12 protein-coding genes and 2 pseudogenes are annotated in these 14094 nt (G+C 61.6%); 12 read left to right on the forward strand and 2 right to left on the reverse strand.

Annotated elements, in window-relative coordinates:
- Nucleotides 1–11: 11 nt before the first annotated feature.
- A pseudogene (locus tag J5Y21_RS03650) lies at nucleotides 12–646 on the forward strand (IS256 family transposase); the annotation flags it as partial.
- A gap of 121 nt (nucleotides 647–767) precedes the next feature.
- Here J5Y21_RS03650 and J5Y21_RS03655 read toward each other — a convergent pair.
- Nucleotides 768–1061 carry a hypothetical protein gene (locus J5Y21_RS03655; RefSeq protein WP_210572955.1) on the reverse strand — a complete coding sequence of 98 codons (294 nt, stop codon included), beginning with the start codon at nucleotides 1059–1061 and terminating at the stop codon, nucleotides 768–770.
- A 142-nt stretch (nucleotides 1062–1203) separates the two neighbouring features.
- Nucleotides 1204–1819: pseudogene (locus J5Y21_RS03660) on the reverse strand (helix-turn-helix domain-containing protein); the annotation flags it as partial.
- A 378-nt stretch (nucleotides 1820–2197) separates the two neighbouring features.
- Between J5Y21_RS03660 and J5Y21_RS03665 the strand changes: the two are divergent.
- The 11 genes from J5Y21_RS03665 to J5Y21_RS03715 all read left to right on the forward strand — a co-directional run bounded on the left by J5Y21_RS03665 (nucleotide 2198) and on the right by J5Y21_RS03715 (nucleotide 14061).
- On the forward strand, nucleotides 2198–3928 hold the full coding sequence (locus J5Y21_RS03665) for a TIGR03773 family transporter-associated surface protein (protein ID WP_210572956.1): 1731 nt from the start codon (nucleotides 2198–2200) through the stop codon (nucleotides 3926–3928).
- Entirely contained in the window at nucleotides 3925–5553 is a 1629-nt protein-coding gene (locus tag J5Y21_RS03670) for an anchored repeat ABC transporter, substrate-binding protein (RefSeq protein ID WP_210572958.1), read from the forward strand. Before J5Y21_RS03665 ends, J5Y21_RS03670 begins: the two co-directional genes overlap by 4 nt.
- Nucleotides 5550–6551 carry a choice-of-anchor M domain-containing protein gene (locus J5Y21_RS03675; RefSeq protein WP_210572960.1) on the forward strand — a complete coding sequence of 334 codons (1002 nt, stop codon included), beginning with the start codon at nucleotides 5550–5552 and terminating at the stop codon, nucleotides 6549–6551. The genes J5Y21_RS03670 and J5Y21_RS03675 overlap by 4 nt, the downstream gene beginning before the upstream one ends.
- Nucleotides 6551–7366: an anchored repeat-type ABC transporter ATP-binding subunit gene (locus tag J5Y21_RS03680; protein ID WP_210572962.1), complete on the forward strand. Its 816-nt coding sequence runs from the start codon at nucleotides 6551–6553 to the stop codon at nucleotides 7364–7366. Before J5Y21_RS03675 ends, J5Y21_RS03680 begins: the two co-directional genes overlap by 1 nt.
- Nucleotides 7359–8261 (forward strand): anchored repeat-type ABC transporter permease subunit, encoded by a 903-nt coding sequence (locus J5Y21_RS03685; RefSeq protein WP_210572964.1) that lies wholly within the window; start codon nucleotides 7359–7361, stop codon nucleotides 8259–8261. Before J5Y21_RS03680 ends, J5Y21_RS03685 begins: the two co-directional genes overlap by 8 nt.
- On the forward strand, nucleotides 8245–10854 hold the full coding sequence (locus J5Y21_RS03690) for a choice-of-anchor M domain-containing protein (protein WP_210572966.1): 2610 nt from the start codon (nucleotides 8245–8247) through the stop codon (nucleotides 10852–10854). The genes J5Y21_RS03685 and J5Y21_RS03690 overlap by 17 nt, the downstream gene beginning before the upstream one ends.
- Nucleotides 10855–11093: 239 nt before the next feature.
- Nucleotides 11094–11615, forward strand: a complete 522-nt coding sequence (gene rplJ / locus J5Y21_RS03695) for a 50S ribosomal protein L10 (protein WP_210572968.1) — start codon at nucleotides 11094–11096, stop codon at nucleotides 11613–11615.
- Between the two features lie 70 nt (nucleotides 11616–11685).
- Nucleotides 11686–12075: a 50S ribosomal protein L7/L12 gene (gene rplL, locus J5Y21_RS03700; protein WP_210572970.1), complete on the forward strand. Its 390-nt coding sequence runs from the start codon at nucleotides 11686–11688 to the stop codon at nucleotides 12073–12075.
- A gap of 172 nt (nucleotides 12076–12247) precedes the next feature.
- Complete coding sequence (locus tag J5Y21_RS03705) at nucleotides 12248–12679, forward strand: hypothetical protein (protein WP_210572972.1); 432 nt, start codon at nucleotides 12248–12250, stop codon at nucleotides 12677–12679.
- A gap of 70 nt (nucleotides 12680–12749) precedes the next feature.
- Nucleotides 12750–13430, forward strand: coding sequence for a hypothetical protein (locus tag J5Y21_RS03710; RefSeq protein WP_210572974.1), 681 nt, complete (start codon nucleotides 12750–12752; stop codon nucleotides 13428–13430).
- Nucleotides 13431–13626: 196 nt separating this feature from the next.
- Entirely contained in the window at nucleotides 13627–14061 is a 435-nt protein-coding gene (locus J5Y21_RS03715; protein ID WP_210572976.1) for a hypothetical protein, read from the forward strand.
- Nucleotides 14062–14094: the final 33 nt, after the last annotated feature.

The following is a 14094-nucleotide window of genomic DNA, read 5'->3' on the forward strand; positions in this document are numbered from 1 at the left end:
CAAACACATCCTGGGCATCAGTGTGCGCTGACCTTGCCAACCGTGGGGTCCAAGACATGTTCATCGTCTGCTGCGACGGGCTCAAGGGCCTGCCCGAGGCGGTGGAAGCGACCTGGCCGAATTCCATGGTGCAAACCTGCATCGTGCATCTGATTCGGGCGGCGAACACGTGGGTGTCCTACCAGGACCGCAAACCCGTATCCAGTACTTTGCGGGAGGTCTACACCGCGCCGAACGAGGACACCGCGCGTGCCGCCCTGGACGCGTTCGAGGCGTCCGAGCTGGGACGGGAGTATCCGCAATCGGTCAAGGTGTGGCGTGATGCGTGGGATCGGTTCGTGCCGTTTCTGCAGTTCCCGCCGGCGGCCCGCAGGGTGCTCTACACCACGAACTTCATCGAATCGCTGAATGCTGAACTGCGCAAAGCCACCCGTAACCGCGGCCAATTCCCGAACGACACCGCGGCGCTGAAGACCCTATGGTTGATGATCTGCAACATCGAGGACAAGCGCGCCGCCCAGCGTGCGAAGAAGGCGAAACGGGCAACTGAGTGCAACGGCTATATTGAAGGGGCAAAAGTCAACGGGTGGAAACAAGCCATCAACTAGCCGTGGCATACCCCGACCGATTCGCGGACTACTTGTAAACCAAGCCCCCGCAGACAAACAATCGGACACTCTCTCTTCTGCGGTTACAGTTAGCCCCTCTAGACTTCAATCTAGAGGGGCTAACTGTAATTGGCCTTACAGCGGTTCCACATCTATAGGCTATGCGAAGTTTCCATAGCCAGAAATGGTGCTCACCCATAAGAATGCTGGTACGACGAAAGCCGCAGCGAATGTGAAGGCAAAAGCACGCCATGATCGGTCGCTAAGCCGATCCTTTTTCAACATGTAGACAGACATGGCTAATACACCCAACGCCACCAATGAAGGTAGAGGTAGCCCATAGAAGACGAAAGGTATTGGAAGCCATGTGGACAGGAGCACTCCGCCATAAAGGGTTGCGATGCCAAATACAATTCCAAAAAGTATTCCCGGAATGATTGTTCTTTCTTTCACAACAAATTCCTTACCAATCAGTTTATATTGATCAGACCACCGTTTTTAGCCTGCGCATGACATTCATTGATGGCGCCCGCTTCATCTCCTTCGTGTCGCAATCCAATGTCTCGACCAATGGCATTGTTTGTTTGATCCATGTGCCCAGCTTCAGGAGAACCAGGATGGTGAGTTTGTGGTTGACCACCCAGCCCTGGTTACGCAGGTCAAGTAGCACCCGCCGGTAGCCGTAGCGATGCTTGTTGCGTTTGAAGCTTTCCCGGATCGCGTCTTTGAGCGCGGCGTGCTTATCCGGTTCGTTGAGTCGTTTCTGGTGGTAGAAGAACGTCGACCGTGGGATGTCAGCGGCGTCTAGGAGGTGCTCCAGGCGGTGGTGCGACTTGAGGATGACGATCGCCTGGACTTTCAGGCGTGTCCCTGATTCCTCAAGTCCCGCAATTTTTTTAGATAAGCGTTTTCCGCTTCCAACCGTGCGATCTGACGGCGCAGCTTCGCTTCCTCCGAGAGCGGCTTCGGTGTGACCGAGCCTTTGGGTCTGCCCTTCGGCTTCGGCTTCAACGCGTCATCGCCGCCTTTGCGCCATTTCCGGGACCAGTCTTTGACGAGCTGGTCTGACGACAGGCCAAACTCACGTGCAAGATCCATCTTTGTCTCGCCGGCAAGGTGGCGTTGGACAACTTCCTTCTTGATGTCGAACGAGTACTGCTGCTTTGTCGGTTTTTCCACAAGATATAGCCTGCCATGTAGCTTAAATCGACAATGCAGCGTACGGACGGCGTATTTGGAGACACCAAGAGTCTTGGCAGCGGTTCCGTAGCTCATGCCTTGCTCGAAACACTCCACTAACTGCTCGCGCTGCTCTTCACTCAGCGAACTTCGTGCTCTCAAAGAAAACTACTCCCCACTAGTCGGTAACTGATTTCTCAGTCCAACTAATGGGGAGCAGTTCATTCGGCGGGGTCTTTTGCTTTGCTGCGCTGTTTCACTTTCCGGTCAGTGCTCCGCACCATGCGCCTTATTGAAAACGGTTACCGCCAAATGTGGGTAGTTGTATCTACACTAGATGAAAATAATTCCTATTTGCCGTAATCTAGCGCGCGATCATTTAGCGCAAGAATGAAAAGAGGTGCCACGGAGTGTCGCGCGTTGAAACAGCGGCGGGGCGAATTCCCCGCGACGGCGGAAGCGAAGGTGTGCTGGAGCGTGCAGGCATGGCCGTGTTCAAGGCTGCCACCATCCTGGTGAGCGCAGTTCTGGCACTCGCAGCTGGAACGGGATACGCCCGCGCGGCGGAACTGACCCTGGATAGCGGGCACGTGGACGTCTTTCACGTCTCCGCTGACGGCGGGGACCTGAAGCTCGATCTCCGCGAGGATGTCACCGGCCAGCACGTGACCCACGATCCGGCGGATGTGCTGCTCGAGGTCGGGGAGAACACGCGGACCGATGCGACTGCTGATGTCGCCGAGATCGGCGAGAGTGGCTATCTGCTGCCGCAGACACAGGAATCCGACAAACTGTGGCCGGGTTGGGACACGAACGATGTGAAGTCGGGCGGATTCGATGCCGTTGATATCACGTTTGAAGAGGTCGACGGTCCGGGCGAGGTGTACCTGTTCCAAGAGAAGGGGTTCGGGGACGTCGCGTCCGTTCTCTCTGACGGTGAATTGACGCTGGGGTCTGGCAGCGTCATCGAGCAGAGCGAACCGTCGCATGTCCACACCAACTGGCTGTTCACCGAGCCGGGCACGTACACGATGACGGTCAAGGCCGTCGCGGACGATGCGGAATCGAACGAGGCGACCTACACCTGGCAGGTCAGCGAGGGCGATGGATCCGCAGATGATTCGGATTCCGACTCTGATAACGGAACATCCGGCAGGGACCGCTCGGCCGCAGGGTTGAGCGACGGTGGTTCTGATTCATCGACGACGAAGACGACGGCGAAAAGCGCCGGAAAGACCGATTCTTCCACCACGAAATCGAAGACGGACAAGGGCACCACAGCTGGCGGCAATGGCAACGGCAACGGAGCCGGCGGCCAGCAAGCGCAGGGCGCTAACGGCGGAAGCAACGGAGGCGGAAACGGAGAAGGCGGCGAGAAGTGCACCGCTGCTCTGGTCCCGCGGGTGAAAGACGACCGCACCTCGCCGGCATCGTGGAAGGACCCGGCGGGGCTGACTTTCGGCCTGGGTGATGCGGCGAAGGCACAGCTGCCGCAGGAGATCGGACCGGTCCCGGCGGGGGATGTCTGGATGATCGGCTCGGTGCAGCAGGCCGGTGTGCCGTGGCTGGGAGCGAATACCCAGGACGAGTCGCTGATCCAAAACACCACCGGCGAGGTGACCTGGGAGGTCACTGACTTCGAGGGTCCGGGACCGATGACGGTATTCACCCAGGGTGGGCTCGGCCAGGTCGTGGGCGAGCAATGGTTCAGCGCAAGCAACGGCAAGGCACAAGGCAGCCACACTATCCCGGGCAACACGCACGTGCACCCGTCATGGGTCTTCGGAAAAGAGGGCACGTACAAGGTGACGGTGAAGCAGTCGGCGAAAACGAAGAGCGGCGAGACCGTGAGCGGTTCTGCCACGCTGACATTCGTCGTCGGAGGGAAGGGCAATGCAGATAGCGGCCACTTCGACTTCGGCGCGATTTATGACGCCAAGGGCAGCTGCTCTTCCGGCGGCGGTGGCGCCGCGGGTGGTGCTGGAGGAAGCTCGGGTAGCGCTGCTGCATCAGGCACTGCCGGTGGCAGTCTCGCGGACACCGGGATGTCGATCATGACTGTGCCGTTCGCCATTCTGGGCATCGGTGTGCTGGTCTTCGGTGCGGGCATGATTCGGATCTCCCGGAAGTTGATTGGATGAGCAGACACGCCGCAGCGCGCGGTCTAGCCGCGCTGGGACTGGTGGCGGCACTCGCCGGGTGCAGTGGTCCGTCGACCGCGGCGGAGGACGCCGACGGTAAGGCGAAGGTCGTGGCCACGACCTCGATCCTGGCGGACATCGTCTCCCACGTCGCCGGGGATGCCGCGGATGTGACGGGGCTGATCCCGGCGGGGGCGGACGCGCACAGTTACGAGTTGGGGCTGCGGGCCGTGCGCGATATCGCGTACGCCGATGCGGTGTTCACCAACGGGCTGTTGCTCGAGCCGCAGCAGTTACAGCGCACCGTCGAGAGCACCGTGCCGGAAAATGCGCCCGTCGTTCCTGTCGCTGAGCAGGCCCAGCGTCACGGCTTCCAGCCGCGCATGCTCGTGGAGGACGCCGGATTGGACGCGCCGTGGCTCGGCTTGCGCGTCGCAGCACCAGAGCAGGATTCAACCGGGGCGCCGGAGCAGAACCCACCAGCGGTGCCGAAAACCGCGGTGGCTGATATTGCACTGAAGAAGCTCGAAGGCCCAGGCGACGCGGCCGCCTATATCGTGGGCACGTTCGGGACCCCGGAGTTGCTATTCAATTCCGCGGACGGCACCAACGCGGATGATGCCACGACCCTTCCGGTGGATGCGCATACGCATGTCAGTTGGGCGTTCAGTAAACCGGGCATCTACAAGCTCACCATCGGCGCTGATGCGCGTGATGCGGTGGGCGAGCCGGCGACACCGCTGCAGGAGCAGACCTTCACCATTGCCGTCGGCGTGGATCCGCACACGGCGGTGCCAGGCGCGGAGGTGCTAGAGCACGGCCACGTGGACATCACCGCGGAGTTCGGCGCGGAACGCACTGGACGTCTGGCGCTGCTCGGCGATGCGCCGAAGAAGGATCAACGGGGTGTTACGCAGTCCACACGCCACGAATACGACCCGGCCCGCACGGTCATCGCGGTGCCGAGCGCGACGCTCCAGGAGGTGCCCGCCGGGCGCGAGTACCGCTTCCTCGGCAACCCCGGCGACGAGACGTACCTGCTCCCGCAGGCAGTGCTGGGCAAACATGTGCACGGTGAATACGACCCGCATTTCTGGCACGACGTCGAAGCCGTGAAAGCAGTGGTCAAGGTGGTGCGCGACGAGCTGGGTGCTGCGGATCCACAGCACAGCGCGCAGTACAGCACCAACGCCGAGAACTACCTCGCCGAGCTGGATGATTTGCACGCGGAGATGAAGCGCACTTACGGCACGATCCCGCAGAGCAACCGCAATTTGGTCACCACGCACGACGGATACGGGTACCTCGCGGACGCCTATGGGCTCACCCTCGCCGGGTATGTCAGCCCGAACCCGTCGGTGGAACCCAGTCCGCGCGATGTCATCGCGTTGACCCGCACGTTGGAGAACCTCAACGTCCCGGCGGTCTTCCTCGAGCCTGTCGCGCAGAGCCGCCCAGCGGAGCTGTCTGAGGTCGCCGGCCGTTTGGGGATCCAGGTGTGCACCATCCGCGGCGACGCGCTCGACCCGCCAGGGAAGGGCCCGGCGCAAACCTATATCGACTTCATGCGCAGCAATGCGCAATCGCTTTCCACGTGCCTCGCAAATGAAAGGAACAACTCATGAATTTTCGCACCCACGCCCGCACCCGCATCGCAGCGTCCGTCCTCGCAGCAGGACTTTTCGGAGCATCGCTTATCGACGCCCCCTTGGCACTCTCCCAAGCCCCCGCCGATGACCCAGCTCTGCAGCAGACAGTGCAGGACGATGAGAAGATCGTGCCACTGGGGGAGAAGGCGGTGATCTCCGCCGGGCACGCGGACCTTGGCCCGCTGTACGTGGACGGGGAAATGACCTTCATGGTGCGCGATGATTCGCAGGTGCCGCCGGTGTGGCGCCATCTTGAGGATGTGGTTTTCGAGGTCTCCGATGAGGCGAAGCAGACGCTGCCGGAGGGTGAAGATTTCGACTTCACAGGCGCGAAGGCCGGAGACGAGGTGTGGGTGGTCCCGCAAAATGAGGTCCCCGGTGTGCCGTGGCTGGGGTGGAATACCCAGTCGCCGAAGGTGGTGGACACCACCGACCGCGGCGTCAGCCTGGAATTCGGCGGGCATGAGGGCGAGGGCGATTTCTCCCTGTTCTTGCAGTCAGGTGGGTTCAGCGAGCCACAGCAGCTGTGGAATTCGCGCCTGAAGGGCAATCAGCCGATGTGGGTGGAGCTGAACACGCACACGCACGCCAACTGGGTGTTCACCAAGCCGGGGGTCCACCTCGTCGGTGCCCGCGCGGTGGTCAAAGACAAAGACGGAAAAGAACACGTCTCCGAGCAGGTCGTGCGCTTCGCAGTTGGTGAGGGCGCCGATGTGCAGGAGGCGGCCGCAGCGGAAATCGCAGGTCCCTGGCGCACAGCAGAAGGCGAAGGCGGCAGCGACGCGGAGAAGAGCGGTGACAAGGGGGAGCAGGGCGACGTCGATAAGCAAGACGGCGCAATCTCTCCCGTGCTGTGGGTGCTCGGCGGGCTCGCTGTTGCGGCACTCGTCGTGGGCGCGTTGAGCTTCGTCTGGCTGCGTCGTGCGCGCGCGGAGCGGGATGAAGCGGCGGCATCGATCGGCAGGGATGCCTAATGCGGCACTGCCTGCAAGACCCGGTCGTGACGGCGCACGGCGTGAGCGTCGACTACGGCACGCTGACGGTATTCGAAGGCGTTGACCTGACGGTGCACGCCGGCGAATTCGTTGGTCTGCTCGGTCCGAACGGTGCGGGAAAGACGACGCTGCTGCGTGCCCTTCTCGGGCTGATCCCGGCCCGCGCCGGGGCCGTCGAGATCGCGGAGCGCACCGGCAAAGCGGCCCGCCGTGCGGTGGGCTACGTCCCGCAACGGCACTCTGTGGCCTGGGATTTTCCCATCGACGTCTATTCGATGGTGCTTGGCGGGCGGCTGAGCCTCCGCCCGTGGTGGCGTCCCGCTGGCCGCACGGACCACATCGCGGCTGCGAAAGCTATCGAGCAAGTCGGGCTGTGGGATTTGCGCGACCGTCCCGTGGGCAAACTCTCCGGCGGGCAGCGTCAGCGCGTGCTCGTCGCCCGCGCACTCAGCCGCGAGCCGAAGCTTTTGCTTCTCGACGAACCGTTCACCGGCCTCGACATTCCCACCACCGAGCAGCTCCTCGCGCTGTTCCGCGAACTGGTGGACGGGGAAGTCGCTGTGGTGATGTCCACGCACAATATCGCCGAAGCTGTGTACTCCTGCGACCGTCTCGTGTTGTTCAACCGCGGCATCGTGGCTGACGGCAGCCCCTCGTGCCTGGCGGACCCGGAGCCGTGGTCGGAAGCATTCGGCGTGGATAAGGATTCGCGTTGGCTCGCCGGAATCGGGCTCGATTTCGATGCGAAAGAGACCCCCAGCCGCCACGCTGTGCAGGGAGGTGCCCATGCCTGAGATCAGTTTCTGGCAATTCCTGATGGACCTAGCCAACCCGCAGCTGAGCTTCCTGCCGCGCGCACTCATTGTGGCGGTGATCGCCTCGGTGGTGTGCGCGGTGGTGGGCTGCTACGTGGTCCTGCGCGGCATGGCGTTCATTGGCGATGCCGTCGCGCACGCCGTGTTCCCGGGCCTCGCGGTGGCATTCGCTCTGCAGGCCTCAGTGTTGCTCGGCGGTGCTGTCGCGGGCATGGTGGTTGCGGTCTTGATCGCGGTGTTCTCACAGCGCGAAAGGGTGAAAGAAGACACCGTGATCGGCATTTTCTTCGCCGCCGCTTTCGCGCTCGGCCTGGTCATCATCTCCCGGGTGGAGGGCTATACCGCCTCGTTGACCTCCTTCTTGTTCGGCTCGCTGACCGGTGTGTCCACGAGCGATATGTGGGTCTCCTTGGCTGCCGGAACACTCGTGGTGGCGCTGATCATCGGGCTGCGGCCGTGGCTGACTGCGGTGAGCCTCGACCGGGAGACCGCCCGCTCCATGAACCTGCCCGTACTTGCGCTAGACCTGCTGCTGTACCTCGCCGTGACTACGGCGGTGGTGATCTCGGTGCGCACGATCGGCAATATTCTCGTCGTCGCCCTACTGGTCACCCCGGCTGCGATCGCCCGGATGTACACCGACAAGCTCGGCGTGATGATGGCGCTCGCCGCCGGCGCCGGGATCACCGGCTCCGTGCTCGGCGTGTGGCTGTCGTGGGCGTATGACACCCCGACCGGCGCCACTGTCGTGCTGTGCCTGACCGTGATCTTCGTTCTCAGCTGGCTGTTCGCGCCGCAGCAAGGCCTTGTCACCGAACGGATTCGCAACCGCGCACCGAAAGAAAGGACGAACGTCGATGCAGTTTCTCGTTGATACCTCTTCTCTCCGTCGCGCGGTCGCCGTGGCTGCTGCCGGATTCCTCGCAGTGGGCAGCGGTGCACTTGCGGCCCCCGCGGCGTCTGCGGCTGATAAAGCCGACGATGCAGGAAAACCTGATAAGCCTGCCGCGGCGAGCGACAGTCATGTCCCGGGCGATGCCGGTTTCGGCGTGGATCTGCCAGCGGACACGACAATGACCACGCAGGACGGCAAAGAGGTCGAGCACCCCTGCGCCGGCAGGAAGTTGGCGTACCACTCTCACGTCGACGGCTTGTACGGCACCCGCGACGCGGACCAGAACCTCGCAGTGATGGCTGTCGACGGCCAGGCCGTCGTACCCATGGACGACCTCTGCTTCCGCCTCGCCCCCGATGCGGACCCCGACGGCAAGGAACTGAGCCGCATCGCAGTTCCGGATTCGAAGGATTTGTCTTTCCTCGGCGAGCCGGGCTCGCTGATCTGGTCTGCCCCGCAGGCGGTGGACTTCACCGATAATTGGCGCCCGATCTGGTCAGGACTGGGTGCGTTCGACCCGAACCACGAGATCGACGGCAAGGTGCCGAACAGTTTCACGGACGACACGATGCACTTCGACCTCAAGGAATTCTCGGGCCCCGGGGAGATGAATATCTTCTTCGGCGGTTCCGGCGGCGACGGCGATGTCGAGCACGTGTTCAACAGTGCAGACGACAGCAAGCACACCATCGACTACGAGGTGGGCGCACACGGCCACTTCAACTGGACGTTCACCAAGCCTGGCATCTACGCCATCACGTGGCAGGGCCGCGCCGAACTCGAAGACGGGACACAGGAGCTGACTGAGCCCGTCACCCAGTACTGGCTCGTCGGTTCCGATGAGGAAGTCGGCTTACCGAAGGACACCACGAAGGAGCTCCGCCCCATCACCAAGCCCGCCGGCGAAGGCACCACACCGCAAGACCCCGGGGAGCCCCCGGCAGGCGGCGAGGATCCTGCGCCCGAAAACCCTGGCACCTCGCCGGAGGGCGACGAGAAATGCCATGCATCCCGGGCGCTCGCCGGCAAGCCCGACACCTTCATCTCCGAGGGACACCTCGACATCGCGCTCGCCGGTGGCGGGGAGGAGCCGTTGTCATTCACGCTTCGCGACGGATCGACACCGAGCAATACAGTGTCGCGCCCCAGCGGATCTTTCGCCCTTGAAGTTCCGGATGCCGCGAAGGCGAACCCGAAGGGGACAATCCGCGACGCGCTGCCTGGCAAACCTGAAACACTGTGGGCACTGCCGCAGTCGCAGAAAAAAGGCCTGCCGTGGCCGGGCTTTTCCACCGAGCACCTCGCGCCGAGCGTCTTGAAGGCGGGCAGCACGGTGGAGGTGTCCATCAACGACTTCACGGGCCCGGGCCGCATGCTGGCCTGGCACGAGTCCTTGACGGGCCTGAAGATCGAGTTGGATTCCGGCAACCGCGACCGGAAACTGACGTACCCGATGAACGCCCACGACCACTTGGCCTACGGTTTTGACGCACCGGGCTACTACACGATCCAGTACCGGGTGACGGGCAAGACCGCGGACGGCACCGATATCGATGAGACCATCGACGTACCCTTCCTTGTCGGCGACGAGACTATCGCCGACGCACGCAAGGCCAAGGAGGCCGGATACTCCGACCTCGGCGACGCCGATGCGTGTGACGGATCAGCAGAACCCGGCGGTTCTGACGGCCCCGACACCACCCCTGACGATCCCGACGACTCCACCGGCGGCAGTAACGGCAAGAACCCGTGGACGCCCAAGGACATCGGGATGGTCGAAAACGAAGTGAAGAAATTCGGCAAAAAGCTCGACGCCAGCCTGCGCGCCATCGAAGAGCAGAACGAGAGAAACAAAGCCGACAAAGCTAAATCTGACAAAGCCAAAGCCGACAGAGCCAAAGGCGACAGAGCCAAGAAAGAACCGCGCGACACAAGCACCAGTAAAAAACCGGCCAAGAAATCCGGTGGCACAGCCAACAACACCGCCGGCGATAGCACGCGCAACAGCACCGACGCCAGGACAGAGCTGAACCGAGTGCCCGCACCCGCGATGACCGATGCCGACGGCGGCACGCCCGCATCGACGGACCTCACCGCAGCCAGCGGGGGAGGAACCAGCGGAGGAAGCACTGGAGGAACCAGTGGAGGAACCAGTAGCTCTGCCCAGGGCAATACCGTCGCGCAGCCGGCGGCGGCGAGCGCACAAAACGTTGGCGGCACCTCCAGCGCTGACAACGAAAGCAGCGAAGGCAGCGAAGACAGCGCAGAAAACGCGGAGAGCGAAGACGGCGCAACGGATAACGCCGAACCGGCGGGCGAGGAATCGTCGCCGATCCGCTCGTCGATCGACGGGGACAACCTCGAGTACATGGACGAAGACGGTGAGGGCGCCGCGGAGGAGCAGCCGACGAACGTCGATGGGGCGGGGGCGCTCGCCTCGCTCACCGCGGGCGGATTCTGGTCCGGTTTGGCCCTGGGGATCGGCGTGATGGCGCTCATCGGTGGCATCGTTCTCTTCGACGCTGCTCGGCGCATGATCAAGGATTTGGAGAAATCCAAGGGGCCACGTTAAAGTAACCAACCGAAGTTTGAACGGGAGAAATCCCGAGCTCAAGTTTCACCGAAGACCGTCGGTCACTCAACCGGAGACACTCCGGAAGAGTCGAAGGAATCCCCCCAGGGATCGGCCCACGCAGGAGAAACGTGGCATTCCTCCGCGCTTTAAGCGCTTGTGCCTCGTGCTTCTGCACGGGGCAATTTTCATTGCTCCGGGCGGACAAGACATGAAGTAATGGGAAGGAGGCGTGTGTCATGGCAAACCCGAAGAACACGGCTGAGCTTGCTGCCTTGAAGGAGAAATTCGAGGGCGCTAGCTCTGTCTTCCTCACCGAGTACCGCGGCCTGACCGTGGGTCAGCTGCAGGAGCTGCGCGGTGAGCTCGGTTTTGACGTTGAACTGCACGTCGCCAAGAACACCCTCGTGAGGATCGCTGCCAACGAGCACGGCATCGAGGGTCTCGATGATCTTCTGACCGGCCCGACCGCCGTCGCTTTCATCAAGGGCGATGCAACGGTCGACGCCGCGAAGGTCATGAAGAAGTTCGCCAAGGATAACGAGATGTTCGTTATCAAGGGCGGCTACATGGACGGTAATGCCCTCGACGCAGCCCAGGTTGCTGCTGTCGCGGACATGGACAACCGCGAGACCACTCTTTCCAAGCTCGCCGGCGCATTCCAGGGTTCTCTGGCGAAGGCTGCTGGCCTGTTCCAGGCTCCGGCATCCAAGACGGCACGACTCGTTGCCGCACTGCAGGACAAGCAGGAAGCCGCTTAAGGCGACTTCCACCACTAGTACGCACACCAAACATCTGGCCGCATAAGGCCACTACAGAAAGGAAGCCACCATGGCTAAGCTCTCCAAGGATGAGCTCATTGAGCAGTTCAAGGAAATGACCCTTATTGAACTTTCCGAGTTCCTGAAGGAATTCGAGGAGGTCTTCGACGTGACCGCTGCCGCTCCGGTCGCTGCTGTTGCAGCTGCTCCGGGCGCTGCTGGCGATGCCCCGGCTGCTGAGGAGAAGGACGAGTTCGACGTCGTTCTCGAGGCTGCTGGCGACAAGAAGATCGGTGTCATTAAGGCTGTCCGCGAGATCGTCTCCGGCCTGGGCCTGAAGGACGCTAAGGAGATGGTTGAGGGCGCACCGAAGGCCATCCTCGAGGGCGCTAACAAGGACGACGCTGAGGCTGCTAAGGCCAAGCTCGAAGAGGCTGGCGCAACCGTCACCCTTAAGTAAGCGCCTTTCGCTTATCGACGACACCCCCTTCAGTCGCATCCGCGACCGAAGGGGGTGTTTCACGTTTCCGGGTGCCACCACCCCGCGTGAAGAGCTGGTGCCATTCTGTGGAAATGCTTCCGTCCTTCCGGCATCCTTGAACACGAAAGAGCAAAGTCAAGGACTGGTGAGAATGACGAATACTCCGGCTAAAGAACCTGGTCGGCTTATCCCGTGGCCCTATGATGTCGATTCCGATGTGCTGGCGTTCGGCTTATCATGCGTGCCTGATTGGGTGCCACCGGAGTACTGCGAGTTTTTCGACAGCTATGCCGCGTTTGGTCTTGATGGTGCTGATTGGTTTTCTCCGTTTTATCCGCCAAGCGAGACCTCTAGCGTCCTGTCCGGCTATGCCAGCATGCGTGAGGTCGCAGAGGCTTTCGGTGCGGACGCGGATGCGTGGTTCCCGGTAGCGGATAAGTTTGACACCGAGTATGTGGCGTACCACCGCAAGGACGATGGCTCGGTTGAGTTCGGCCGCTACCATTTCGAAGATCAGGAGTTTTTGGACGGACCGTATCCGAGTATGACGGCGTGGATGCGCACCTACGGGGTTGATCTTTAACCAGATGGAAGTGTCGAGTACTAGGTTCGATGACCGTTCTTTTGATCGGGTGTGTGTCGACGGAGTGAGTTTGTCCACGGTGTGGTTTGAAAACTGCACCATTACTCGCCCGTATGGGACGCCCAGTGGTGTGTCGGGTGTGTCGTTGGTCGATTCGGAACTGAATTGTCCGGAGTTCGGGTTGCGTGCGGACTGGTTTGCCACCATTGCTGGGTCCACGTTGCGTGATGTGGTCATTGAGGGAAGTGGTGCGCAGTTTCCGATTTCGGCCAAGGTGATGGGTTCGACGGTCACTGGTGAGATCCGGAATGTGAGTTTCGCTGAGCATCATCGGTATGACCAGCTCGATGGTGTCGATTTGTCGGGCTGCACGCTGGAAAACGTGAGTTTTCTGGGGATCCCGATGGAGCGGGTCGCGCTGTCGCCCGAGGATGAGGCGCTGGTGGTAGACGATTGGGTCGCTGTCGCGGATGATCTGCATGCAGTCGCTCGCGAGGGGATGGCGAGCAGCGACGGCAAGGTGAATCTCGCGGCTGGGGAGCTGCACCACTTCATTGAGCATGATGCGTCGCTGTTCCTCTCGACGCACGGACTCACGCGCCCGGATGATTCTCTCGGGTATGACGAGCGGCGTGGTTCGCGCTACCTGCATGAGCTTGTTTCGACGGATAAGCCTGAATGGTTTGTTGAGGCGATCCGGTCGTTGTATCGCGAGGTCGATGGTGGGCGGTTGCTTCCCGAGGGGCTCTGATCGGGGAGGAAGCGCTGTAGCCTCTAGCGCTGGCTGGGACTTGGACGGTTCCGTTGGCTTGAGTCTGGGGGTGTGCGATCTGCTCGTCGTGCCTCACACTGCGTTCACTGTTCCGGTGCCTCGGCATGGCCTGGTTCTAGTTAGGCTCTATGAGCGTAGGTGAGATTTCGCCAAGGTGAAAGGGCACTGCGTCTCAATGGATTTCGGTATTGATGCACCGATTGCGTTTGATCGGGTGCTCCATGAGCTTGAGGGTGTTCGTTCGTATCCGTCGATGATTACTCCCGGTGTCACTGTCCACAATGGAAAACTGGGGATCGGTGGTTGTGAGTTCCATGTTCGCGCGACCGAGACTCCTGACGGTGTCTCGGAGTATTCGATCGCTATGCCGGGCGAGGGTGGGAACACGTTTCTGGAGATTCCGCTTTTGACGTCGACTGCGCGTTTTACTGCGGCGTTGGATGAGCAGGGTATTCCGTGGGCCGATGATGGGAAGTCGGACATCGTGTTGTACGAGCATTGGATGGCGTTTTTCGACGACGTCGGGGAGATCACCCATGTGCTGTGGTACAACCGCGAGTTGATGACGGACGTGGAGTTACTGGACGCTGCGTTTCCGCCGAAGCAGTGACAGGCACTGCGTGCGTTCGCGTCTCGATTCGTG

The organism is Corynebacterium sp. Marseille-P3884, assembly GCF_017942225.1.
In the GTDB taxonomy this organism is placed as follows: domain Bacteria; phylum Actinomycetota; class Actinomycetes; order Mycobacteriales; family Mycobacteriaceae; genus Corynebacterium.